Source organism: Mycoplasma bradburyae (assembly GCF_024339025.1).
Lineage (GTDB): Bacteria > Bacillota_I > Bacilli_A > Mycoplasmatales > Mycoplasmoidaceae > Mycoplasmoides > Mycoplasmoides bradburyae.
Genome location: NZ_CP101415.1, coordinates 437,233 through 462,309, shown reverse-complemented (window position 1 = coordinate 462,309; position 25,077 = coordinate 437,233). Strand labels below are relative to the sequence as shown.

At 26.4% G+C, this 25,077-nt stretch carries 25 protein-coding genes and 1 tRNA gene; 8 read left to right on the top strand and 18 right to left on the bottom strand.

All coding sequences use genetic code 4. From position 1 onward, the window contains the following. Window positions 1–491: 491 nt before the first annotated feature. The 13 genes from NMG77_RS01915 to NMG77_RS01855 all read right to left on the bottom strand — a co-directional run bounded on the left by NMG77_RS01915 (window position 492) and on the right by NMG77_RS01855 (window position 14,091). Entirely contained in the window at window positions 492–1,823 is a 1,332-nt protein-coding gene (locus NMG77_RS01915; RefSeq protein ID WP_272456997.1) for an FAD-dependent oxidoreductase, read from the bottom strand. A gap of 109 nt (window positions 1,824–1,932) precedes the next feature. Further along, window positions 1,933–2,232 carry a NifU family protein gene (locus NMG77_RS01910; RefSeq protein ID WP_255046056.1) on the bottom strand — a complete coding sequence of 100 codons (300 nt, stop codon included), beginning with the start codon at window positions 2,230–2,232 and terminating at the stop codon, window positions 1,933–1,935. Window position 2,233: 1 nt separating this feature from the next. Beyond that, window positions 2,234–2,962 carry a glycerol-3-phosphate 1-O-acyltransferase PlsY gene (plsY, locus tag NMG77_RS01905; RefSeq protein WP_255046055.1) on the bottom strand — a complete coding sequence of 243 codons (729 nt, stop codon included), beginning with the start codon at window positions 2,960–2,962 and terminating at the stop codon, window positions 2,234–2,236. A gap of 4 nt (window positions 2,963–2,966) precedes the next feature. Then, window positions 2,967–3,743, bottom strand: coding sequence for a Nif3-like dinuclear metal center hexameric protein (locus NMG77_RS01900; RefSeq protein WP_255046054.1), 777 nt, complete (start codon window positions 3,741–3,743; stop codon window positions 2,967–2,969). Beyond that, window positions 3,733–4,389 carry a class I SAM-dependent methyltransferase gene (locus tag NMG77_RS01895; protein ID WP_255035019.1) on the bottom strand — a complete coding sequence of 219 codons (657 nt, stop codon included), beginning with the start codon at window positions 4,387–4,389 and terminating at the stop codon, window positions 3,733–3,735. Before NMG77_RS01895 ends, NMG77_RS01900 begins: the two co-directional genes overlap by 11 nt. A gap of 2 nt (window positions 4,390–4,391) precedes the next feature. After that, window positions 4,392–6,191 (bottom strand): RNA polymerase sigma factor, encoded by a 1,800-nt coding sequence (locus NMG77_RS01890; RefSeq protein ID WP_255035018.1) that lies wholly within the window; start codon window positions 6,189–6,191, stop codon window positions 4,392–4,394. 77 nt (window positions 6,192–6,268) lie between these two features. Then, a complete protein-coding gene (gene dnaG / locus NMG77_RS01885; RefSeq protein WP_255046053.1) occupies window positions 6,269–8,254 on the bottom strand; it encodes a DNA primase in 1,986 nt (661 codons plus the stop codon). After that, a complete protein-coding gene (locus NMG77_RS01880) occupies window positions 8,247–9,644 on the bottom strand; it encodes a glycine--tRNA ligase (protein WP_255035016.1) in 1,398 nt (465 codons plus the stop codon). Before NMG77_RS01880 ends, dnaG begins: the two co-directional genes overlap by 8 nt. A gap of 12 nt (window positions 9,645–9,656) precedes the next feature. Further along, on the bottom strand, window positions 9,657–10,376 hold the full coding sequence (recO, locus tag NMG77_RS01875) for a DNA repair protein RecO (RefSeq protein WP_255046052.1): 720 nt from the start codon (window positions 10,374–10,376) through the stop codon (window positions 9,657–9,659). Continuing rightward, window positions 10,364–11,266 (bottom strand): GTPase Era, encoded by a 903-nt coding sequence (era, locus tag NMG77_RS01870; RefSeq protein WP_255046051.1) that lies wholly within the window; start codon window positions 11,264–11,266, stop codon window positions 10,364–10,366. Before era ends, recO begins: the two co-directional genes overlap by 13 nt. Further along, window positions 11,230–11,724 carry an rRNA maturation RNase YbeY gene (gene ybeY / locus NMG77_RS01865; RefSeq protein WP_255035013.1) on the bottom strand — a complete coding sequence of 165 codons (495 nt, stop codon included), beginning with the start codon at window positions 11,722–11,724 and terminating at the stop codon, window positions 11,230–11,232. The genes era and ybeY overlap by 37 nt, the downstream gene beginning before the upstream one ends. 8 nt (window positions 11,725–11,732) lie before the next feature. Then, window positions 11,733–12,107, bottom strand: a complete 375-nt coding sequence (locus NMG77_RS01860) for a hypothetical protein (protein WP_255046050.1) — start codon at window positions 12,105–12,107, stop codon at window positions 11,733–11,735. Beyond that, window positions 12,082–14,091: a cysteine peptidase family C39 domain-containing protein gene (locus tag NMG77_RS01855; RefSeq protein ID WP_255046049.1), complete on the bottom strand. Its 2,010-nt coding sequence runs from the start codon at window positions 14,089–14,091 to the stop codon at window positions 12,082–12,084. The genes NMG77_RS01860 and NMG77_RS01855 overlap by 26 nt, the downstream gene beginning before the upstream one ends. 66 nt (window positions 14,092–14,157) lie before the next feature. Here NMG77_RS01855 and NMG77_RS01850 point away from each other — a divergent pair, with 66 nt between their 5' ends. Continuing rightward, window positions 14,158–14,868, top strand: coding sequence for a restriction endonuclease subunit S (locus tag NMG77_RS01850; RefSeq protein ID WP_316242948.1), 711 nt, complete (start codon window positions 14,158–14,160; stop codon window positions 14,866–14,868). Here NMG77_RS01850 and NMG77_RS01845 read toward each other — a convergent pair. Both NMG77_RS01845 and xerA read right to left on the bottom strand, forming a co-directional pair. After that, window positions 14,839–15,333, bottom strand: a complete 495-nt coding sequence (locus NMG77_RS01845; RefSeq protein WP_255046048.1) for a restriction endonuclease subunit S — start codon at window positions 15,331–15,333, stop codon at window positions 14,839–14,841. The two genes, NMG77_RS01850 and NMG77_RS01845, sit on opposite strands and share 30 nt — an antisense overlap. Window positions 15,334–15,337: 4 nt before the next feature. After that, window positions 15,338–16,321: a site-specific tyrosine recombinase/integron integrase gene (gene xerA / locus NMG77_RS01840; protein WP_255046047.1), complete on the bottom strand. Its 984-nt coding sequence runs from the start codon at window positions 16,319–16,321 to the stop codon at window positions 15,338–15,340. A gap of 565 nt (window positions 16,322–16,886) precedes the next feature. Between xerA and NMG77_RS01835 the strand changes: the two genes are divergently transcribed. Further along, complete coding sequence (locus NMG77_RS01835; RefSeq protein WP_255035005.1) at window positions 16,887–17,372, top strand: hypothetical protein; 486 nt, start codon at window positions 16,887–16,889, stop codon at window positions 17,370–17,372. Window positions 17,373–17,481: 109 nt separating this feature from the next. Here the strand turns inward: NMG77_RS01835 and NMG77_RS01830 are convergent, their stop codons facing one another. Then, complete coding sequence (locus NMG77_RS01830; RefSeq protein ID WP_255046045.1) at window positions 17,482–18,591, bottom strand: SLAC1 family transporter; 1,110 nt, start codon at window positions 18,589–18,591, stop codon at window positions 17,482–17,484. Between the two features lie 157 nt (window positions 18,592–18,748). On the opposite strand from NMG77_RS01830, the gene NMG77_RS01825 reads away from it, so the two are divergent. The 4 genes from NMG77_RS01825 to obgE all read left to right on the top strand — a co-directional run bounded on the left by NMG77_RS01825 (window position 18,749) and on the right by obgE (window position 22,437). Next, window positions 18,749–20,098, top strand: coding sequence for a leucyl aminopeptidase (locus tag NMG77_RS01825; protein ID WP_255046044.1), 1,350 nt, complete (start codon window positions 18,749–18,751; stop codon window positions 20,096–20,098). Between the two features lie 13 nt (window positions 20,099–20,111). Further along, a complete protein-coding gene (locus NMG77_RS01820; RefSeq protein WP_255035002.1) occupies window positions 20,112–20,396 on the top strand; it encodes a hypothetical protein in 285 nt (94 codons plus the stop codon). Window positions 20,397–20,514: 118 nt separating this feature from the next. Beyond that, a complete protein-coding gene (locus NMG77_RS01815; protein WP_255046042.1) occupies window positions 20,515–21,123 on the top strand; it encodes an MPN565 family protein in 609 nt (202 codons plus the stop codon). A gap of 9 nt (window positions 21,124–21,132) precedes the next feature. Next, window positions 21,133–22,437, top strand: coding sequence for a GTPase ObgE (gene obgE, locus NMG77_RS01810; RefSeq protein ID WP_255046041.1), 1,305 nt, complete (start codon window positions 21,133–21,135; stop codon window positions 22,435–22,437). A gap of 12 nt (window positions 22,438–22,449) precedes the next feature. On the opposite strand, the gene NMG77_RS01805 is transcribed toward obgE, so the two are convergent. Further along, a complete protein-coding gene (locus NMG77_RS01805; protein WP_255046040.1) occupies window positions 22,450–22,731 on the bottom strand; it encodes a hypothetical protein in 282 nt (93 codons plus the stop codon). A gap of 2 nt (window positions 22,732–22,733) precedes the next feature. Continuing rightward, on the bottom strand, window positions 22,734–23,372 hold the full coding sequence (gene udk, locus NMG77_RS01800) for a uridine kinase (protein WP_255046039.1): 639 nt from the start codon (window positions 23,370–23,372) through the stop codon (window positions 22,734–22,736). A gap of 76 nt (window positions 23,373–23,448) precedes the next feature. On the opposite strand from udk, the gene NMG77_RS01795 reads away from it, so the two are divergent. Together NMG77_RS01795 and NMG77_RS01790 are read left to right on the top strand one after the other, a co-directional pair. Continuing rightward, window positions 23,449–24,819: an arginine deiminase family protein gene (locus NMG77_RS01795; RefSeq protein WP_255046038.1), complete on the top strand. Its 1,371-nt coding sequence runs from the start codon at window positions 23,449–23,451 to the stop codon at window positions 24,817–24,819. A gap of 53 nt (window positions 24,820–24,872) precedes the next feature. Continuing rightward, window positions 24,873–24,949: transfer RNA gene (locus NMG77_RS01790), tRNA-Arg, on the top strand. Window positions 24,950–25,077: the final 128 nt, after the last annotated feature.

The window sequence follows — 25,077 nt, the reverse complement described above, 5'->3', positions numbered from 1 at the left end:
GTTAATAATGATACGAAAAAGAATGTTGCTGTGTATTTAATGATTAATTTAAAAGATAATAAAACAACATTTATAATTTCAATGAAGGAAGGTTGGTTATTAATTTAGCTGTGTAAATTTCAAAAACTGAATGTTATAAAGTTTTATTACTTACAATAGAAATTTTATACCTTCTTTAAAATAGTTAAATTTAATACAAATAATACATAGAATTCTTATAAAAATTACTCAACAAATGCTAAGTACAAAATGATAAAAACAATAGATCGTAATAATCAATAATTATCCAATTTGAAAAAGAATAAAATAATTTAATTATTGTTATATAAGTTCAAATATATCTAATATTTAATATCTATAATTTAAAAAGAATAATGCTTAATAAAAAATAATTAAATTAATAATAGTTATAAACTTTTAATCTATTATTCAATAACAAATAAAAATACAGCTAAAACTAGCCGTATTTTTTAATAATTAAAAAATTAAATTTATTTTTTACGAATAGCCATTAAACCAGCTGTGTTGATTAGGTTTCATGGTTGATCGAATTCTGGTTGGAAGAAGAAGTCGGAATAAGCTAATTGATCAACAGTCATCTTGTGATAAATCGCTAATGACATCGCATTAATATTAGGTGTTAAGTCGTGTTTAGACATAATTTGAGCACCTAATACAACCTTAGTTTTCTTATCGTAGATTAACTTAAATATTGCTTTAGCTTTTAATTCTTCTGGAACAAAGCTCATCTTGTAGTATTCATCAACAAGAACACTGTCAATTTCTAAATTAAGTTTCTTAGCGAATGCTTCATTAATACCAGTTGAAGCGAATTTATAATCAAATACTGATAAAGCAGATGAACCTTGGATACCAGGGAATTTATGTTTAGCTTCAATTAAGTTTTTAGCAGCATATCTTCCTTGTTTTCTTGCATTAGAAGCTAATGCTATACTGATATCAATATTAGCAGGATTGAATTTAATTAAAGTAGCATCACCAACTGCGAATACATCTTTAGCGCTTGTTCTTTGATATTCATCAATTTTAATGAATCCATTAGGTAATAATTCAAGAGTATCTTTTAATCAGTCAGTATTTGGTCTAACACCAGCAGCAATAACTACTAAATCAGCTGGAATAGTATTGTTATTAGTTACTACAGCACTTAATTTAGTATCACCTTCAAACTTAGTTACACCTTCGTTAAGAACAAACTTAACACCATGTTTTTCCATTTCAGCTTGTAATACTGAAGTGAATTCTTTATCTAAGTAAGTAGGTAAGATTGTTGGAGTAATATCAACAACAGTTACATTTTTATTTGCTTTAGCAAATGATTGAGCCGCTTCAATTCCGATGTATCCACTACCAATAACTACAACATTTTTAACAGAAGCATCATCGATCTTAGCACGTATTTTTTTAGCTCAAGCACGACCTCTCATGTAATAAACATTTTCTAGTTCTTCGCCTGGTACATTTAATTTTCGTGGAACAGATCCTGGACTAATAATTAATTTATCATATGATTCAGTTCTCGTTTGATTAGATACTAGATCTAAAACTTCAACTGTGTGGGCATCCGGATTAATTTTAGTGATTTGCGATTGTTTGAATACTTGAACACCCTTAGAAGACATAATATCTTCAGTACAATAACGAATGCTATCTAAATCTTTTACAATACCTTCAAGGTGTAATTGCATACCGCAAGATAAGAATGAAATGAAATCACCCTTTTCATATCATTGAATTTGAGCATCTGGATATAGTTCTAAAACTTCGTTACAAGCTTCAAAACCACCATGAGATGATCCTAATATAATTACTTTTATAATGAATCTCCTTTGTAATAAATTTAATTTATATTTATATAAATTAACACAATAAGATTAATATTGTTAATAATTGCTTAATATACAAGTGGGGTTATTTATTAAACAAAGGCGACTTAGTTATATTTAAATTATTATTTTGATTCGATTCATCTTGAATTAAAATAACTGATTTTACTTCTGGTATTTCTGATTTAAGAATAACCTCAACACCACTTTTATAAGTCATATCAACTAAGTTGCAACCATTACAATTACCTAGCAATTTAATGGTTACTACACCTTTATCATAGTTCTCAAAAGATAGGTCGCCACCATCTCTTCTTATTAATAATCTTAGATCATCTAAGAGATCTAAGATTTCTGCTACAATCGTTTGCTTTCGTCTAGCCATTTTAAAACTTTTTAGTAACTTTATTTTCTTGTTTATTAATTAAACGTTTAATGTTAGCGCGATGTTTTCAGATAACTGAAAAGCTTAAAATAAAATTAGCTATTCCAAAAAAAGTGATAATGTGTCAGTCGTTTTGATAAGTTAGATAAGTTATCTTATCAAAACTAAACCATCACAGATAATCTAAATAAGGGATATAAACTAAAAAGATAAAAATTACAAAACAAACAATAGATGATAATGATACATATTTTGTAATTAATGTAATTGTTCATCAAGTTACAGCAATAATCAAAAATCATCAAGGAGAAACAACAAATACAAACCCTGCGGTTGTAGCTACTGCTTTTCCACCCTTAAATTTAGCAAACACAGGATACATATGACCAAATATAGCAGCAAGTGGCGCTAAGTAAGTTAAGTAATAAATCTTATTATTAATATTTTGATCAAGTTCTATAAGCTTATCTTTTAATCAAAAATTGTAAATACAATATATGATAGCAAAGGGTATTACAGATTTAATAACTTCAAAAAAACCAATCGTAATAGCAACTCTTTTAGAGAAAACTCTAAAAGAGTTTGTTGTACCTGGATTTTTTGAACCTAGTTCTCTTACATTCTTTTTTAAGATAACGCTAGCTACGTCCGCGAACATAATTGAACCAAATAAATAACCAATCAATAAACTTAAAATTACTAATATACTAATATATCCTGCTATATTCATAAGATTATTTCTTAATTATATCGAATTGATTATGCCCTAAGATTATCTGATTTTTATTCAATTCATTTTTAAATTGATCAACTAACAATTCGTTAATATGATCAATAAAAATTGATTCAACATTATGACCTATATCAATTACATTAACATGATGATTAACTGCGTTGATTCATGATGATCATTTTAAATCGCCAGTAATCAAGATGTCATATTGTTTAAATAGATCGATATCTTGTTGATTTGAACTATAACCACTACCTAAACAAATCAAACCTTTTTTAAGGTTTTTTTTAAATTTAGATGTTGATAAATATTTTACTTGATCTATATATTTGATTGATTTTAATGATTCAATTAACTCTTCTAATGAACTATTAATTTCAAATTCGTAGTAGTGATTGATTGGTGTAACATTAAATTTATTAATATTTAACAACTTAAAAAAATAAGCATGCGCACCTTTTTCATTAAAATCGTAAGCTGTATGTAAAACTAAAAAACTGCGATTATTTTTTTGAAAATCATCATAAGCATTTCGAATAAAGTTATCATTCTTTAAATCGTTGCTATCAATAAACATTGGATGATGCGAAATAATCAAATTAGCATTTAACTTGTTAGCTAACTTAAAATTATAACCATCGTAATCAGCACATATCAAAAGCTTATTTAATTCATTTTTTAAATTCTTATGGTTTATTAATTTAGCATTATCAAAAGCTAACTGATTTTTTAAAGGAAATAGCTTTAATATTCAGTTTGTTATTTTTTTAATTTGCATGTGCTTTTAAAAAGTTATCGTATTCTGTAAATGAAATAGTTTGCAACTTATTACGAGATTGTTCAGGGATCTTATCAATTAATGATTTTTGTTGTTCAACATAACCAATTAATTCTGGAGATATCTGATTTTTTAAGATCGGACCTAGAACATAATCAGTATTAGTTAAATATATTTCATTTTCAGTTTTAATTGCTTTAACAATTAAATAATAATGTTTATTTTCATAAACTATTCTTTCATCAACAATTTCATAGCCACCTTTAACTAAAAAATATCTTAGTTTAATATGGTTTCTTTCAGGTTGTAAAATTAAAGTTTTTAATTCAACTGATGAATTACTAATAATATCGTTAATTTTAGTAACACCCATTCCAGCAATTACACAATAATCTATTGGATTTTGAATGTTTAAATTTGTTAAACCATCATTAACAATATTAATAATTCTTTCTTTACCAACAATTTTTTTTGTGTTAGATATTGCTTGTTTTAATGGTTCTAGGTTAATATCAATATTTAAAACATATTCTGTTTTGTTGTTTTTGATTAATTCAATTCCTAGATGACCATGATCACAACCAACATCAGCAACTAAAAAAGCTTTATCTATAAGACTTGCGATAGCTTTAATTTTTTGAGTCATTTTTAATCTGCATCATATTTTAAGAAAGAACGTAATTTAGCATTTTTAGAAGGGTGTTTTAGTTTTCTTAAAGCTTTAGATTCGATTTGACGAATTCTTTCTCTAGTTACATGGAATTGATCACCAACTTCTTCTAAAGTCATTGGTTGATTGTATGGACTTAATCCATATCTCATACGAATAATTTGTTCTTCTTTTTTTGTTAATGCATTAACAAAAAGTTCGTTGATGTGTTCAGTTACAATTAATTTTTCAGTAAATTCATCTGGTTTTAAAATATCTCTGTCTTTAACAAAATCAACGAATTGCGATTCTTCATCATGTCCAATCGGTTTATCTAAAGAAACTGGTTCTTGGTTAAGTTTTTTAATATCCGCAATTTTCTTTGGGGTAAAACCATGAACTTGACCACCCATTGCTTCAGTTAATTCTTCTAAAGTTGGGTCTCGACCTAATTGTTGAGTTAATAGTCTTTCTGTTTTAATCAATTTGTTGATTGTTTCAACCATATGAACAGGAATTCTAACTGTTCTAGCTTGATCAGCAATAGCTCTTGTTATTGCCTGTCTAATTCATCAAGTAGCATATGTCGAGAATTTATTACCAAGTTTATAGTTAAACTTAGAAATAGCCTTCATTAAACCAATCGAACCTTCTTGAATTAAATCAACGAAGTCCAATCCTCTATTTAAATATTTCTTAGCAATTGAAGTTACTAATCTTAAGTTTGAAGTTACAAGTTGATTAACAGCATAGTCCTTAGTATCTTCATCACTACTACCTAACAATTTAGCAATTTGAATCTCATCTTCAAACGAAAGAATTTTAGAAGAACCTAAAGTCCCTAAAAACGCTTTAACGTTATCTTCTACTTTATCTTTAGTTGAAGCACCTTTGTTAACCAAATCGTCAAGATTTCTGTCAATTTCGCTTAAGTCTTGATTTTTTCTAAATAACGAAATTCTCTCTTCGACATCTTTATCTAAAGATATATTGTTATCTTTTAATTCTTCGATTATTTCTAAATCTTCTTGTTCAGTAAATTCATAAACTCTAAGAACATCGATAATATCTTCACTAGATAGTTTTTTAGATCTTTTAGCTTTTGCTAAAAGCGTCTTAGTAGCTTGAATTGTATCTTGATCATTATTTTTAGTCTTAGATGAAGCTTCTAATACTTCATGATAAACCAAATCGTTTTTTTCGTTACTAGGAGCATGCTTAGGTTTACGACCTCTTTGGCGTTTTTGATCAGTTAATGGTTTTTCAGAGTCAATTTTTGTGTCAGCAAAAAAATCAGATAAATCTAAGTCTTTTTCTTCTAATTCATCTTCTTGACTAAAATCAGTTTCTTTAAATGATGATTTATAGTTATTACCCTTAAACTCATTTAAGTCAATAGATGAATCATCATCTTCAAAATTATCATCTTGATCATCATTGTTTATATCATTATCAATGATAATGTCGTCAACATTAATAGAATTTTCCTCTATTACTTTTTTATTTGATTTCTTAATTAATTTTTTAGAAGATTTAGATTCAACTTTTTCTTCTTTTTTATTTTTATAACTAGCTTTAGATTCTTTTGTTTTTTTAGTTGATTCAGTTTTTTTCTCTTTGATTTCTTCCGATTTTGAAACTAAATTTTTAGCAGCTTTAGGTTCTGCTTTAGCATTAGTTTTCTTTTCTTTCTTTTCTTTTTCAGCTAACGCAATGCGTTCTTTTAAAGAAAGTTGATTATTTTTTTTAGATTTTAAAGCGGCTTTATTATCCGCAGTTGATTTAGTTTTTTTTGACATTTATTGTAATTAATGACGAAATAGCAATAATTAATACCTAATTATAGAATATTATAAAAATAATGCTCAAAAAATTTTTATTTGATAATTTCTTTTAAAACATTTAAATTTTTTAATTCAGCAAGTTTAAACATTTCGCCTTTAGCAATTCATTCTTTTAATTCTTTTTTAGAATGAAGTTCATATTTTTCTTCAAATCCTGATATTCCATTCTCATGAATTTTTAATGAAGCGATCAACTGCTGTTCATTTAAATTCTTATCATGAGCTAATGAAGAACTATTTAAATATTTAATGTTTTTTAATAAGTTGTTTTTAATATTACTAAATGAATCATGACTTAAATTATCGTTAATATGTTTTTTGTATTTGCGTAAAATATCATTGAAAATACTAATTTTAATTTTAGCAATAATCCGATCTTTTAATGTACCTTCTTTAGCTTTATCTAAATAAATAGAATTGATTTTACTCGAAATACATTTATTGAATTCATTCAAGAAATCATCGGCAAAGTTATAACAGAAAAGAATTCTTTTTAATTGTTCTTCGCTAGTTATTGTGTTTATAACTCTACTGTTTAAACTAATTTGCAAAAGTGTATTAAAGAAATATCTGATTGGTTTATAATAATTGATTTTACTTACAATCTTAGTACTAACCGATCGCAGGTCTTCATAAGTTGAATAATTATGAACAATAATATAGTAATGACAAATCTTAATAGCGGCTATTACAAAATTTAGTAATTGCTCATTAAGTTTTTTATTAATGTTATAGCTATTCATAGCTGCATTAAAGTCGATATCTTCTTCTATTTCTTCATAGCCGATCGACTCAATCTCACTCACTAATTGAGTTGCTAGTTTATCTTCTTTATAGACTACATTTTCTTGTTCTTTTTTAGTAGATAACTTCTTATTTATCAACTCTTTTAATAATACTTCGCCATTTTCAGAATGATAAATTTCGTCTAAATCTTTTTGGATTATTTGAGAATAATCAATCTTATAAACGTTATGTATTCTTCTAGAAGCTAATAACTTAATGCAAGTTTCTGTTGCTTTTCTACCTGCTTCATCATTATCAAGACATAAAACAATTTCATTAATTTTATTAAGTTTAGACTTAATTAAATTAATCTGATTATCAGTCATCGATGTCCCCATGATTGCTACAGCATTTTTGATACCAATGCGATGTAAAGAGATAACATCCATATAACCTTCGCAAATGTATAAGGTTGAATTTTCTTTATTAAACTCTAAAGAATTGTAATTATATAGAATATCCCCTTTAATAAAATAATCGGTTTCTGGTGTGTTTAAATATTTAGTTGGATTATCCGCTAAAATTGTTCTTCCAGAAAAACCAACTACTTTATTGATCGAGTTTTTTATCGGAAACATCACTCTATCAGTAAAATAAAGATAATTTTTATCAGAAATATATTTAATATATCTTAGGTCAGATAAAATGATGTTTTCATCCACATCTTTGTTTAGTTTTTTATTATAGAAAACCTTTATGTCTTCTACTAGTTTTTTAATCGTATAAGATTTAGGATGAAAACCGATTCGAAAATTCCTAACAATATCAGGGTCAATTAAATTTCGTTTAGTTAAAAAATTTTCTAATAGATCATTTTTACTAAATTCAAGCTTTAAATTAATTTCAGCTTTTCAAGCTAAAAATTCCATTAATTCGTAGAATTGTTGATCTTCTTCTTTAATTGGATTTTGTTCTTTAATTTCTAAAGAATAACCTAAACTATCAAGATCAATACCTTCTAATTCAACAATCTTTTTAAGTGATTCAACAAATTTAAGATTCTCTTTTTTTGCAACAAATTCAATAACACCACCAGATTCATTGCAGCTAAAGCATTTTCAAACATGTTTGGCATCATTAATGCTAAATGAAGGGTTATTATCATCGTGAAAAGGACATAAAGATTTGTAGTTAGATCCTTTCTTTTCTAAATCAATATATTTAGAAATAACAGAAGAAACACTAACATTTTCACGAATGTATTTAGCTAATTGGTTTAAATCATTACTCATCTAAACTAAAATTATTTCTTATTCATTTTTTAAGTGAAGATATCGGCATTGTAATTTGTTTCATACTATCACGTTCTCTTATTGTAACGATTTCTTTTTCTAATGAATCAAAGTCGTATGTTAAACAATACTTAGTTCCAATAGCATCATATCTTCTATAACGTTTACCAATTGATCCAGAACTATCAAAATCAAAGCGTAAATTATTATCGCTTATACTTAATAAATCTTGATAAAGTTGAAAAGCTTTATCTTTTAGTTTATTAACTAAAGGTAATACAGCTAGTTGGTATGGAGATAATTCTACAGGTAATCGCAACACTTCTCTTTGATCGTCATTTTCTAGTTTTTCAACTTCATACTTATCGCAAATGATTGCATAAAGAAGTCTTTCAATACCTACAGAAGGTTCTATTACATCTGGAATAATCTTGCTTCCATCAGTATCATTATTGTATTCTAATGACTTACCTGATTGATTAGAATGAGCTGTTAAATCGAAATTACCTCTATGAGCTAAACCTCATAGTTCAGATCACCCATGCGGGAAGTTGTATTCAAAATCAATAGTTCTAGATGAATAATGCGCTAATTCATCTTTAGGAATATCATGTCTTCTTATCTTGCTTTTATCAATTGATACTTTATTAAGTAAAAAATCTTCGATTCGATCAACAAATTGATCAAATTTAGAATTAATTATTTGTTTATCTAAAAAATATTCAATTTCAAATTGTTCAAACTCACGAGTTCTAAAAATGAAGTTGCCAGGAGTAATTTCATTTCTAAAAGCTTTACCAATCTGAGCAACACCAAAAGGTAATTTCATTCTTTGAGTTCTTACAACATTTTTGAAATTAATAAAAATTCCTTGTGCAGTTTCTGGTCGTAAATAGATCGTATTTAACGAATCTTCCACTACTCCTTGAAATGTTTTAAACATCAAATTAAAACGTCTGATATTAGTTCAATTAGAACTTTCACATTTTGAACATTTGATTTGTTTATCTTGTAAGATTTTTTCTAAATAACTAATTTCAGAGTTTTCTGTAATCTTAATAGATTCATCATTCAATTCTTCAATTAATTTATCAGCACGATAACGTGATTTACAATTTTTACAATCAACTAAAGGATCAGAGAAGTTGTCTAAATGACCAGATGCTTTTCATACTTCAGGATTTAAAATTATTGAACTGTCTAATAATTTCATATCTGGTTGCGAAAATACGAAATGTTTTAATAACATCTGTTTGATATTATTTTTTAATAAAGCACCTAATGGACCATAGTCTCAAGAGTTAGCTAGTCCATTGTAAATTTCAGATGATTGATAAACAAAACCGTAGTTTTTTAAAAAATTAACTATTTGTTCTTGTGTTAAGCTCATAATATTATTATTTTAACTTTTTAAATAACTAAATAATTGTTCTAAATAAATTCCTGCGTTTCAATATATTGAACTCGCAAGCCCCTTTATTAAATATATGTATTGTTTATTGTTTAAGGAAGAAATTTCATAAGAATTTTTATAAATTAATCAAATAAATGTTTTAATGAAATTTTGATCGTATGAGAATTCATTATATTTATAAGCGCATTCTTCACATAAAGCATACATAGATTTGAATGATATGGTGATTATTTTCTTAGAATCACATATCCCACAATTAGTTAGTTGATAAGTTATTCCTTCTAGTTTAATGATCGTAAGTAAAATGTAGATTATAATTGTTTCATTTGAATATTTTTTACTAATTACGTAATTGATAATATCTTCATAAAAATTAAAGTAATTAGCATCTAATTCACCTTTTTTCTTAGATAAGTATTCATTTAAAACGATAATTGGTAATGATTCACTAACCGTTGTATCTTTCGTATCGATAGGATAAATCTTTTTAAGTTTAGATAACTTTTCAGTACTTCTCGCTTGAAAATATTCAAAGTTGTGTAAAGAACCTATTGTGATGTATCTACCGTTTTTAGATAAAATTTTTTTCGTTCCAAGAGCTATCAAACTTAAGATATTATTATCTTGAAAAAGAATTTTAATAATTTGATCATTTTCTAAATAATCAAAATAATCAATGATGTAACCCTTTTTGGTTATAGAACTCATTTTTTATGACCTAATGATTTAATTAAATAATCATCGTTTCGTCATTCTTTTTCAACCTTAACAAATAATTTCAGGTTAATTTTACAGTCATAAATGCTAAGTAGTTCTTTTCTAGCTTGGATACCGATCTTTTTAATCATTGAACCACCCTTGCCGATAATAATCTTTTTTTGCGATTCTCTTTCAGTTACAATCGCGCAATCGATGTTAAACATCTTTTTTTCTTGATTGTAACTCTTAGATTCTAGAATAACCGCAACTGAATGAGGGACTTCTTGAAAAGTATTTTCAAGAACTTTTTCACGAATAATTTCTCGAATTTCGAAATTATCTTTTTCATTTTCATCTAACTCAGATTCAGGAATTTCGTAATCATCGACTAACAATTGTTCCAAACCTTCATCAATGATATCGTTAATATCATCAACTATTAAATTACTTTTAATTGTTTTGATCACTATAAAAGATTCATTAATTAATCGATCGGCAATATTAATATTATCTTCATTTTTAATTAAATCGATCTTAGAATAAATAACAATTAGATTGTCAATTTCATAAGATTTCATGATTTTTAACAGATTGCTAAACTCTTCATTTGGTTTTTTAGAGCTATCAACAATTAGAATGCAAGCATGAGCATGTTTATAGGCTTGTTTGATTTCACTATTTAAGAATAAACTTAACTTGTTAAAACTCTTATGAAAACCAGGAGTATCTAGCAATAAATAATCAACTTTGTCATGTGAAATTTTATGCGCAATGACATTGCGAGTAGTTTGATCGTATTTCGAAACAATAGCTACTTTATTTTTAGCTATTTTATTGATTAAAGTAGATTTACCAACACTAGCTAATCCAGTAATGACAACAATTCCTGATTTTTTCATTTCTTCTTTTTAACTTCTTTTATCACTTTATCAAGAATTTGATCTTGAATTGTTAAAGTGACATATTCATAAGCATCACTTTGTTCATGATCAAACTCTAATAAATGTAATAGACCATGGATAATCATTCTTATTAATAAATATAAATATCCAACACCATATTTTATAGCATCTTTTGATATTTTTTTAGAACAAATAAAAATCTCACCTAGTAAGGGGCTAACAATTTCAGCATTTTCTCATAAACAAACACTTATAACATCAGCTATATATTCTTTATGTCTTAATGTTGTATTTAGTTCCAAACTTTTTGCTTCGCTAACAAAACTAAGTTCATAAAACAATCCGTTTTTAATTTCAAAATGTTCAGAAAAGTTTTTATTTATTATTTTTAATAAATCATCAAAATCGTCTTTTAAATTTGCTGGGATTTTATTAACTTCAAAATGATTAATCATATTCTTTATTATAGATTAACCGATTTAATTAAATGTTGGTATAAACGACTTTTTCCTAAATAAAAACTAAGCGTTCCAATATTTTGATTAATTGAATTAGCTTCTAATGAAATGCTGTTTTGATCACTAATTTCAGTGATGTTAAATATCATTGAATCTGGATTATTTTTGTAATATCCAATAAGGTATTTAGGTTTAGTTTTATCGATAAAATTAGCTAATTCTGATTTTTTATCAAAGTTTATATAAAGTGTGTTTTCAAATTTTCTGAAAGGATAACTTTCATAAATATTAATTTTGACTAAAAACATGATGGCTAAAAAAGTTATTATTGCAACCATTAAGCCAGCAATTATGCTATTGATAAACTTGTTGGTATTCATGTAAATTAATTTGATTTTCGAAGTATTTACTAAAACTATTATCATGTTCGATCATAATAGTTAGATTATTTTTAATAATTTGTTTGACAATAATTTCAAAAACAAGATGCTTGATTGATTCATCAATATTATTCAAAACTTCATCTAGTAAAAATAACTTGTTACGACTGTTATATGAATGCAACAATTTTAAAACTTGATTTTGACCTGAACTAAGATTATATTTATCAGCATCAAATAACTTAAAATATTCGATGATTTTTAATAATTCTGGTCTTTTATTCTTTTTCATAAAATCAATTAATCATTCATTACTAAGTTCAACATTTGATCTTTGATCAGATAGATATACAACATGTTTTAGAAATCATTCGTTTGAATATTTATTAATATTTAGTTCGTTAATTTTTATTTCACCAGAAGATAATAGTTGTCTTTTAATAACTGCTTTCATTAAAGTAGATTTACCACTAGCATTCCTTGCAATTAAAAATGTCGGTTTATCAATGAATAAATTAAGATCAGATATTATTGGAGTGTTGTCAAAGAAAAGAAAGATATTCTTAAATTCAACTGATCTAATTTTTTTTGAAAAATTGATTAAATTATTTGACTCTTTTCTTAGTAGAAGAAGATTAACAATTTTATTGTTAGCAATATTAAATTCATAAGATTCATTAATGAATTTAATCAAACCATCAATACTACCAATTAACAAACCTTGTAATGTGCTAACATATATTAATGTAGCTAAATCTATCGTACTTAAATTAATAATTAAAGAAATTCCGACAACTAAAGTAATGCTAGTTAAGAAATATTTAATAAGTTCAAAAATCCCATTACTAACATTAGCACTGTAATGTATTTTTTGATTTAAATTTAAATTATCACCAAACACATCATTGACATTCTTAATCCATTCTTTATAGAATTTTTCATGCATAGAATTAACAATTGTTTTATGAAATTCATATATGCATGTTTGTTGTTTAATCTGTAACTCTTTAGATCTTTGATTATAACCTCTAAATCAAAGTAGATTAAGAATTAAATATACTAATGAAACAAAACTTTGAAACAATGTAATAAATAAAAAGAATATATGAATCCGATAAAGTAAAAATATTGCAATAATAACAATCAGAAGATTGTTAATAAAACTAGAAATTTTCTTGATATAAAAATCTAAACAAGTTGTTAAAAAATCATCGTATTTATATATTATTCCGATATCGTCTTTGACAATCTTAATTGTTTTATGATTGCAAAAAGTATATAGTAATTGTGATCATCAATACTGATATCTATTCTTAATTATTTGTTGTTGCCAAATACTTAGTAAGCTACTACCAATTAAATTGATGACTTTTATAAAAATAAAAGTTGTAATAATTATAAGAATATTGTTAATTATCGATGTGTTAATAATGTCATTAATCAGTATCTTAAATAAAAAAGTTAAACCAATACTAGTTGATGTAATTAATAACTCAATAAATAAAAACACTATGATACATTTAATATTTATTAAATTTTTAAAAATAAATGAAGTTTTGTAATCTATCGGTTGGTAATTATCTATATCAGGTTTAATTGTTATTAAAATTCCTGAAAAGATTGATTCAAATTCTTTATAACTAATCCGTTTTTTATAAGTACTACCTGGATCAAAAATTAAAAAAGAATTAGCATTCTTTTTAACGATAACAAAATGATTAAAATCTTCGTTTTTTAATAAACAAACTAAAAAATCATCTTTTAGTTTTATCAATTCATTAAAACTTGCTTGATATGATTCACATATTAAATGGTGTTTTCTAGCAATTTCTTCAAATTGCGAAATATTAATGCCACTGCTGCCAATATGATTATCTGCTTTAATTAAAAAATCGTTTAAATCAGCTTCAAAATAATGATTATATAACATCCTTATTACAGCTATTCCGCAATCATTATTTTCTTTTTGTCTAATTAATCTCACTAGTTATGACTTATACATATAAAGATATGTATTTTGCGATTAAAAAGAAGAAAATATTAATTTGTTATAAACGATAATTTAAAAAAGCAAATCGAGCTTTTATATAAACATTGATTTGATAATTTAAATTTCTGTAATAAGAAAAATAAACCTTATAAACTATCAGGTGGTAAATTAATTTGAAATAAATTTATTAAAAGAAATATTCCTGAAGGTTGAAAAGTAGAAAAATTAACAGATTTAATAAAATGGGAAAGTAGTTACCAACCCCCTAAAAAAGATTTTATTTATTCTATGAAGGAAGGCTATGTCAGATTTATACAAAACAGAGATTATAATAGCGATGGACACAAAACTTACATCCCTATAAAAGATAATCTAACTATAGTAGATAAATTTGACATTCTTATGGATAAATATGGCGATGCAGGAAGAGTTAGATATGGAATTGAAGGAGCATTTAATGTTGCGTTAGCAAGAATAAATGTAAAAGATCCAGCATTAAAAGAATATATTAGATCTTATTTCGAATCTAAACCAATCTATAATTATTTACATAATTCATGTATGGCTTCAACTAGAGCTTCGTTAAGTCTAAACAATTTAAGTTCTTTGATGGTGATGATCCCTGATAAAGAAACATTAAATTCTTATGAAATTATTTTGCATAATATTAGATCAATTGTTTTAAAAAATAAAGAAGAAAACGAGAAACTATCTGAAATTAAAGATTTTCTATTACCACTATTAATGAACGGTCAAGCAACGATTGATTAAGAAATCAATAAATAAATTATCGTTTATCTTATTATTTTTCTGAATTTTCAAATCTATTTGATTTATTATTTTTATTCTTTTTTCTTGTTCATCGATTGATGGAAGTCACACCTCTAAATCGTAGTAAGTGTCAAATGTCATTTTTGGTAATGTTGAACCTGTATTTCTAGGGGAAAGATTCAATAATTTTAAATAGTAATACAAATATTTAACATTAGCGAATTCTTTATTAACTTCCGTTCAGTACATAGTATTAGCTGTTCAGAACTTATGATTAACATATAATATGTTTTTCAGTGATCCTATTCTAGGAAGTAGAATACTTTCTTTATCTGAAAGATAGCTATCTGTGTATTTAATAATCCCGCCGGTGCCATATACTGGAATACTACCACCTACTACTTCCTTATAATCTTTTCCGTTCTTTATCTTTATTAATTCTCTTAATTCAAACTTTCTCAACATATAGTTATCCAATATATTTTCTATGAGCAATTTTTACATTGCTTTGTTTAACCATTGCATATTGCAATGTAGTATCAATTCTTGTATGCCCTAATAAACTTTGAACTTGTTCAATAGGCATTCCCTTATCTATAGCTACAGTAGCCATTGTTCTTCTAAATTTATGTGGATGAACCCTACCTATATTTAAGGATTTTCCTATTTTTCTTAACATGGTTTCTACCGCTCCTATTGTGATTCTATTATAAGGTAGTTTTTTACCAACAAATAACGCTAGATTTTTATCTTTTCTACTTTTTAGATAGTTTAATAAATGAAGCTTAGTTCTAGCGTCAAAATAAACAACTCTTTGTTTATTCCCTTTACCTAATACAATGAATTCTCTTTCATGAAAATTGATATCAGATATATTTAAAGATACCATTTCACCAATTCTCATACCTGTAGAAATTAACATATCAATAATTGCTAAATCTCTAGGATTATTACAACTATCTCGCATTAATTCTAATTCTTCGTCAGAATAAATTTCTTTTACACTAGATATTGATTTAACCTTCTTAATTCTACGAACAGGGCTTTTTAATATGTAATCTTCATCTTCTAGTCAAGAAAAGAAAGTAGCAAATATTCTTCTTATATTATCTATGGTAATTCTAGATAGTTGTTTGTCTTGAGAATATTTAATTAAATATTCTCGTATATCATCTGTTGCGATTTCTACTATTCTTTTGTTTATATCGTTTAATAATGTTGATATAGTATTGTAGTAATACAATAACGTTTTGTTAGAACAACCTTCAATTCGTTTTGCAGATATAAATCTATCTAAATAGAATTCATCATTTTTATCATTAATATCTTCTTTTTTATTGATATCGTAGTGATTAAATTCTTCATCTAAGATCTGTTTTAATTTAGATAATTGATTATTATTTAAATCGTTTTTTATTGCGTTTAAAATATTTAATTTTATCTGTTCTTGCATTGCTATTCACCTTTTTTCCAGAGAACAACAAGCAACAGCAGTTCATTGGTTATTTTTTAATGTTCCGCTGTTGTTAGAACATATTTTGCGGGATTAATGATATTATAACGAATAAGCAACATTTTAGAATGGAACTTTGAAAACAAAAAAAAATAAAGTTCATTAGAACTTTTTAATACTAATAAAAATAAACTAATACATAACTTAATCTTAAAATTCATTGGTTATAAAATAGTTATTAATTAATAAGTTAAGTTATCATTTTCTTTGTATTATCTATAAACAGAAATTGATTGATAACTAATATCAATAATATAAAGAAATTACGGTAAAAGATGCAAAACATTAAATTAATTTATTAAACAAAGATAGCATTAATTACTAATAAAAAATAACGATAATTTATGTTAATACATCTTTGTTTTTTTATTTGTTGAATATAAAATACTATTCAATCAATTATTTGTTTTTGTAAAAATCTAAATAATATTTTAGTCAACTTATTTAACAAATAAATAATATTTAACTTAAAATAATTAAACAAGATAATAATGGAATTTCAATTATGGTAAAGGAACTATTCGACAATAAAGCCAACCAATTATTAGAAAATAAAGCATGATTTAATAAAACTTTTAAGATTTTTATCGGATTATATATAGTTACTTCTATTTTAGGTATTATTGTTACATTTTTTGAAAATTTAAAAGCTTTTTTTGCTATTAAAAATGTTATTAATTACGAAAATAACGCAAATAACCAAGCTACCAATAATTTAGTCTTAAACACAATATACTCAACTTTATTATTGATAATCTTTATAGCGTGAATAATGTTTATTTTTTATTCAGTTTCAGCAGCTAAAAGAATTAAGACAAATTTCTTAGAATTATCAAGAATCCGAACTTTGTTTATTGTCGGAATCTTTGTTCCAGTTTTTGGAATAATTGCAATCGTTCAAGCAACTAGCGAAATTGATAAAAAAGTTGAATCAGTTTTAAATCCATCTTTAAAACCGAATAATGAACAACAAGAAGAAGATAAAGAATAATTTTTATAAATCATTAAATAAATCCACCAAGTAAATTGGTGGATTTATTATTATTTCGTTCTAAATTATTAATTTATATTGTTAATTTAAGTTAATAAAATTTTAAGAATTAAATCATACCTGAAGTATGAGTTTGTGTTTTGTATTCAAACCAAGGTTTGAAGCTTAATAGCGCTTTAATATTTAAGAATGTAATCACTAAACTAACGATACTAATTAAACTTATTCCCGCAAAATATAAGATGTAGTTAAAACTAGTTGGAGCGTTCATGGTATCTAATACATCAAAAATTGCGATTGTGGTAATTGCTCCAGAAAAACCGAATGCAGTTCAAGCAAAACTAGAATTATGTATCACTAACATCTTAATCATTGATAAGATATAAATAAATAAACTAATAGCTGAAAATAAGATAAATAAATAGATGAAAATTTGAAATGCTTGTTCTGAGAAATTAATTAAAACGGCTGGTGTTAAAGGATTAAAAATCTTTGTAAAACCTATCAATAGTAAATTAGGGCCAACAGCCATTATAGCCATAGAAGCATAATCATTTTTATCAGTATAACCTTTGAAATATTGCTTGTATCCAAATAAGAAAAATGAACCGATAAACAGGATTGCGCAAATTAATCAAAGCACTTGAAAATAAGCTAAATAATATTTATTATCAATCCCTATATTATCATAAAAATTACAAGCGATCCCAAGCCCAACTAATGGTAGAAACCAAGAAGCATACATTTCATCTTTTTCAAGATCATGTTTTGCCAAAACTACATTAACGAAATAAATTAAACTAAAAACATGGCATAAACTACCAAAACTGATAATAATATTAACTATTACACTAAAAGCAAAATTACTATCAAAATAATTGACATTAATGAATCCTAGAAAGTTTCCAAAAACCCCTACAACCATAAATAAAGCGAACACTGATCCTGCTTTTTTAGGTGTTCTTAAAAAACCTACAAATTGTTTTTTATTAAGAATAAATTTGCTAATTACAAGCAAAGCATATAGTAAAGAAAAGATAACTGAAATAACTAGGATTGATAAACTAGCAATGTTATATTTATCTTTAATTTCATCAAACTGTGCAAAGTGTGATAACAATGCGTTTCAAGCAAAACCAAGACCAATCGTTCCTAAACTTAAGTTTGCTAGGGATAATGGTACTTGTTCAAACTTTTGTCTATTTAGTTTTTTTGACATCTTATTTTTATTAATAATTATTTGCATAAAATAAATCAGATTATGCAACTAACGTTTTTTTAATGTTAAAATTTTAAATAAAATATGTTTATATTTTAATTTAAATTAAATTATCGTAAAAGTTACGATTAATCTTTAATTTAATAGAAAGAAAGAAATGAGTACAAAAACTAAAAAAACTGAAGCATCTTCTAAAAAATTATTAATAGTTCAAGCTAAAGTTAATAATAAATTAAAAGACTATTCTTTTAAAACTGAAGATGGAATCGTATTGTTTGAATTCATGTCACACTACGATGGTGTTAAGCTATACAAGAAACTAGTTGAAATGTTCTGTGCGCAAAAAGACAAAGTAGAAGTTGATGTTGATAGTTTCTTATCACTAGTTGAAAAAGATATTGGTATCGATTCTGAAACTGTAGCTTTATCTCTTGCTTGCGCAATCGAATATGCTAGCGTTATTCCATTTACTAGAAAAACTAAACCTGATACAAAACCTAGTTTTGTAATAAAGGTTACTAAAGATTACAAACCAATTTATGATGCTGCAAAAAACATAGCTCAAGCTATGACTTTATCAAGAAGACTTCAAGATACACCATCTGATGTTTTATACCCAGAATCATTTGTTGAAATCTTTAAAGAAGAATTCAAAGATCTTAAGAACATTAAGATTTCAGTATATAACAGAGAACAAGTTAAAAAGATGGGACTTAACCTTTTATATGGCGTAAATAAAGGTTCTGATCGTGAATGCCGTTTCTTAGTTGTTGAATACTTAAACAACAAAGCTTCTAAAGAAGTATTTGCTTATGTTGGTAAAGGTATTACTTATGACTCAGGTGGTATGAACTTAAAAACTGGTCCTCACATGAGACATATGAAATATGATATGTCAGGTGCTGCTATTGTGATGTCTACTGTTTTAGCTTTAGCTAAAAACAAGATTAAAACCAACGTAATCGCATTAGCTCCATTAACCGAAAACTTAATCGGTCCTAAAGCGCAACGTCCAGATGATATTGTTGTAGCTTACAACAAGAAAACTGTTGAAATCGATAACACTGATGCTGAAGGTAGATTAGTATTAGCTGATGCCATCTCATATGCTGCTTTAGATCTTAAAGCTACTAGAATCTTTGATGTTGCAACTTTAACAGGTCTGATGAGCTACATTCTAGGTAAAACTTACACTGGTATTTTCTCAACTTCTGATAAATACTGAGAAGAATTCAAGAAAAACGCAGAAGACGCTGGTGAACCTGTTTGAAGATTACCTATGCATAAAGATTACTTAGAAACTCTAAAAACTCCTTTAGCTGATATCGCTAACTCAACAAACAGCCCACACGCTGGTTCATCAAGAGCTGCTATGTTCTTAAATGAATTTGCTGAAGGTGTTGATTTAATCCACTGTGATATTGCTGGTACTGGATCTGACCAAGCTGGTTTAGGTTTATCGCCAATGTTACGTGCTTTATACCAACAAGCTAAAAATCAAAAATAATTTTATTTAGAAGATGTCAAAAGAGCTAACTAACCAAACCAATCAACCCGATCTTGAAGAAATAAAAGAATCACATACAAAAATTATTCAAGAAGGCATCAATCAAGACCAATTAAATTTAACTAATAAAGATAATACTCATAATGAAGTTTATGAATACCAAAGTAAATCTAAATTAGATAATTTATCTCTTTGAAGCAAAGTCTTTATCATTATCTTATTAGTATTAATCTGTATCGGGGCTATTATTGGTACGGTGTTTGCTATAACTGCTGCCAAAGAAATGATTCCTAAATAAAATAAAAAAAATCTTAAATCATATCAGTAACAATATTTTATAAAATAGTTGTTACTGATTTTTTTATTATATGTTTTTTTCTTATACGCTTAATTTTATATAATTAGATAGTAATTCTATGGATTATTTTAAAAGCTCACACTACAAAAAAACCAAACCTTGAATTATTACATTATTTTTGTTAATTTTTGTTTTTGGGTATTATCTAACTATCTGAGTTTTGCTAGGTGAGTTTAATTTACTTAAACTTAACTGGTTATTAGGTGAGGGAGTAATAATTACAAATGATCAGCAAATCAATGAAAGAAATTTTAATTTGTTGATTCTTATTTTTTTAATCCCACCTCTTGGTGTGTATTTTATTTTAATCCTTATTATTAAGTATTTATTCAAACAAACCGCTTATGATCTCATTCCATTAACATATAGTTTTAGTTTAGCAATGATTACAACGATCCTTTCTGGATTATTTAATTTTGCTAACCAAGGGATAATCATTTTTGCTAGAATAGTCTTAGTAATAACGGTTTTTAGTATTAGTTTTTTCTTTTTAGTTTTTATTACCAATAAACTCTTAATTAAATTTGATCAATATAATGATTATGTATACCTTCACGATCTAGTTAATGAAGTTGAAGATAAAAACCAACGCAAGTTAGAAATCAATAAACTAAAACAAAAACAAGAACAAGAAGAAACAATAAAAATAACTGATAAGAATAAATAAAATCGTAATATGCAATTTATAGATCGTTGTCAATTAAAACTAATTGCTGGTAATGGTGGCGATGGTATCATCGCTTGAAGAAGAGAAGCACACTATGATAAAGGTGGTCCAGCTGGTGGTAGTGGTGGTAAGGGCGGTAATGTTATTTTAGTAGCTGACCACAACCAATCAACATTATTAAGTCTTAAGTATTCTAAGATCATTCGAGCAAGCAATGGTGATAATGGAAAACCTGATATGTCTTCTGGCCAAAATGGTGAAGATAAATATATTAAAGTTCCTATAGGTACTACTGTTTATGATGAAGATACAAACGAAATTATCGTTGATTTAGTTCGCGATAAACAAGAATTCATTATCTGTAATGGTGGTAAAGGTGGTCGCGGAAATGCTGCTTTTAAATCATCAACTCTAAGAGCTCCTAATCTTTATGAATTAGGTGATGAAGGTGAAGTTCGTTCAGTTCGATTAGAATTAAAATATTTAGCTAATGTAGGTATTGTTGGTTATCCTAATGCTGGTAAATCTACTTTAATTTCCAAACTTTCTAATGCTAAACCAAAGATTGCTAACTATCAATTTACAACTTTAATACCAATTCTTGGGATGGTTGAATTAAATAACAAACGTCTTATATTTGCTGATATCCCTGGTTTAATTGAAAATGCTAGTGAAGGTTATGGTTTAGGGCATGATTTCTTACGTCATGTTGAACGTTGTGAAGTATTAATTCACTTAATTTCAATGAATCCATTTGATCATGATAATGTCATTGATGCTTATGAAAAAATCATGACCGAATTAAAGAAGTATTCGCAATTATTAGTTAATAAAAAGATGTTAGTAGTAGCTAATAAAATGGATGCTGAAGGTGCTATTGAAAATTTCAATAAAATTCGTGAATATTTAGCAAAAAAAGATATCGATATAAGACCTATTTCTGCTATCAACGGTGATGTTGGTAATTTAATTGATCGTGTTTTTAATCTTTATGAAAAAACACTTAATACCTCAAACGATGATAATCCTTTTTCAACACCTTCGGTGGTTGAAAAAGTCTATCACTATGACGGTGAAAAAGCGATTGATGATGATCCATTAGATGTAACAAGAGATGGAGAAAATCGCTGGATTGTATCTTCTAAAAAACTTACTTATTGATTTAAAAAAATTCCACAAACAACTCTTGATAACATTACCAGACTTGGTCAAAAAATTAAGGCGATTGGTGTTGAAGATCAACTAAAAAGTATGGGTGCTAAACCCAATGATGTTATTGTTATCTGTGATTATGAATACTTAATTGATGAATAGGTCAATTAATTATTAAGACATAGCATAAATTTTAATAAACTTACTTGGCGAGATCGGACTTATTGTGGTTATAACATTATCATTAAGATTTATAACAGCATAAGTTCTCTTATTCTTTTCAATTAAAAACTTCTTAGGAATTTCAAAATAACCATTATTTGCTTTATCAATATAATAAGGCAAAATACCTCTTAAGATATCATTGATTTCAGAATCAATAAAGATATCACTTTTTTCTTGTAAAACTAAACGTTGAATAGCTCGTATTCGAGAATGGTGAGTAAGTTTATACACAATTAATTTTTTGCCATCTGAATAATGGCATTTTCAATAATATTCATACCTTCATTATTTAGAGTATATCAAGGTAAGATTAAGTTTGCATCCTCTTTTTGTTTTTGCACATATTTGCGATGCATTATGCGAACTTGATTACGTCATTGATACAAAACTTGTTTGATATCTCTTGAACGTTCTAAACAATCACGCTCGATTCTTCTAGCTAATCGTTCATCTGATGGAGTGTCAATAAATAATTTAAAGGTAACTAGTTCTAGAATCTTATCATCATACAATGATAAGATTCCCTCATATAAGATGATATCCGCTGGATTTATGATCATATACTCATCTGATTTTCTAGTGTAATTTTTATAATCATAAATTGGCATTTTAATACTTTTGTTATTTTTAAGATCTAATAGATCATTATAAACCTTATTAAAATCAAAACTATTTGGATCGTCATAGTTAATTTTTTTTCTTTCTTCTAGTGATAGATCACTAAAAGGTTTGTAATAATTATCTAAACAAACCGTAGCTACTTTAAGCTTAGAATCCTTTTTAATCGCATCAATGATCGATTGGGTTATTGTCGTTTTTCCAGATCCACTCCCACCAGCGATCGCGATTATCATAGAATGAGTGTTTTTCATCTTATAACAAAGTATTATTAATTATTATTTATTAATAATATAATTATAAAAGTATTTAATTATCTAAGGTTTAAAAGTGGCACCTAAAAAGAAAAAAACCAAAAAAAGAACAGCAAAAAAAGTTGATAAAAAAGTTGACAAGAAAAATGAAGTAAAAGCTAAAGCTCAACTTACAACAATCAACGATCTAACAAATAGATTAAAAGCTAAGACAAGTGTTGACTTTAATGTGTATAGTAATGCTTCTAAACTTAAAGAAGTAATTATTTACCGTCCTGGAATTGAAGTTGAGAGAATTATTAAAAAACCTAACCAAACGTTTAGTAGTTCTAAACACTTAGAAAGAATTCAAAAAGAACATGATATTCTAAGTGCGATTTTACAAAAAAGCGGTGTTAAGGTACATTACCTTAATTTAATGCTTGCATCAGCTTTAGATCAGATCGATGTAAGTTTAAAAGAAGAGTTTATTCAACGCTTTATTATTGAAGCTAAGGTTACTAGTTTATCAGCATTTGACACCTTATTTAATTACTTTAGAAGTTTTGATAGCAATCTAGAAATGATTAACGCGATGATTGCGGGTGTTAAGAAAAATGAAGTACCTTCATTAATTATTGATCGTTTTAGTGATCTTGTATTAGATGATAGCGCTTATTATATAGAACCACTTAATGATTTCTTATTACAATCTAAATACTTCTCAACCATTGGTAATGGAGTTGTAATCTATAAACACAACGATCCTTACTTTAATAGACATACCTTGTTTTATGAATATCTAGTTAAATTCCATCCAAGATTTAACAATGTTAAAGTGTATTTCTCAAGAGATAATGAAAACTGTTATCTATCAAGTGATGATATCTTATTAGTTAATAATGATACGTTACTTATTAGTGTTTCACAAAACACTAACATTTTAGGTATTGAAGTATTTGCAAGAAATCTTTATAACGATCCAGATAACAAAATCTTAAGAATTATTGTATGTGCTAAAAAGAATAGCGATGAATTCATTAGCATGAACCAATTAATCACTTCACTTGATTATGATAAGTTTATTGTTAATCAAAAAGTAATTGGTGAGATTATCTTTTTTGAATTATTAGATTCAGAACAAAAAGATCTTGATGGGTTGAATAAATTAGATTTCAGACAGATCGAAATCACTTTTGAAGAACTAATCGAATTATTAATCAAAAGAAGACCGAAGTTTATTTTATCAGGTGGTGGAGATGAAATGAATGCGATTAGTGAATCGAATAATTCTTGTTTAGAAGTTTTAATGATCAAGTCAAATGAAGTGGTCGTTTATGATCGTAATAAGATTACCAACCACTTATTATTGCAACAAGGATTGATTGTCCATTACTTACCATCAGCAGAACTTTCAAGAACAAATGGTGGAGTAAATAACTTAGTTATTCCATTAATTCGTGAATAATTCAAAAAAATATTATATAATTATAGAAGGTAAGAATATAAATACCTTCAATTGCGCCGGTAGCTCAGTTGGATAGAGCACATGCCTTCTAAGCCTGTTGTCAGGGGTTCGAATCCCTTTCGGCGCGCCATTAATTACACTTTTCTTTTGAACAAACTCATTTAGTTTATTAATCATTCTAAAGTATAAATAACTAAATCAACAATTAAAACGGTTGAAAATAAGTATACCGTTAACTGAGTTTCAAGGTTCGGTATA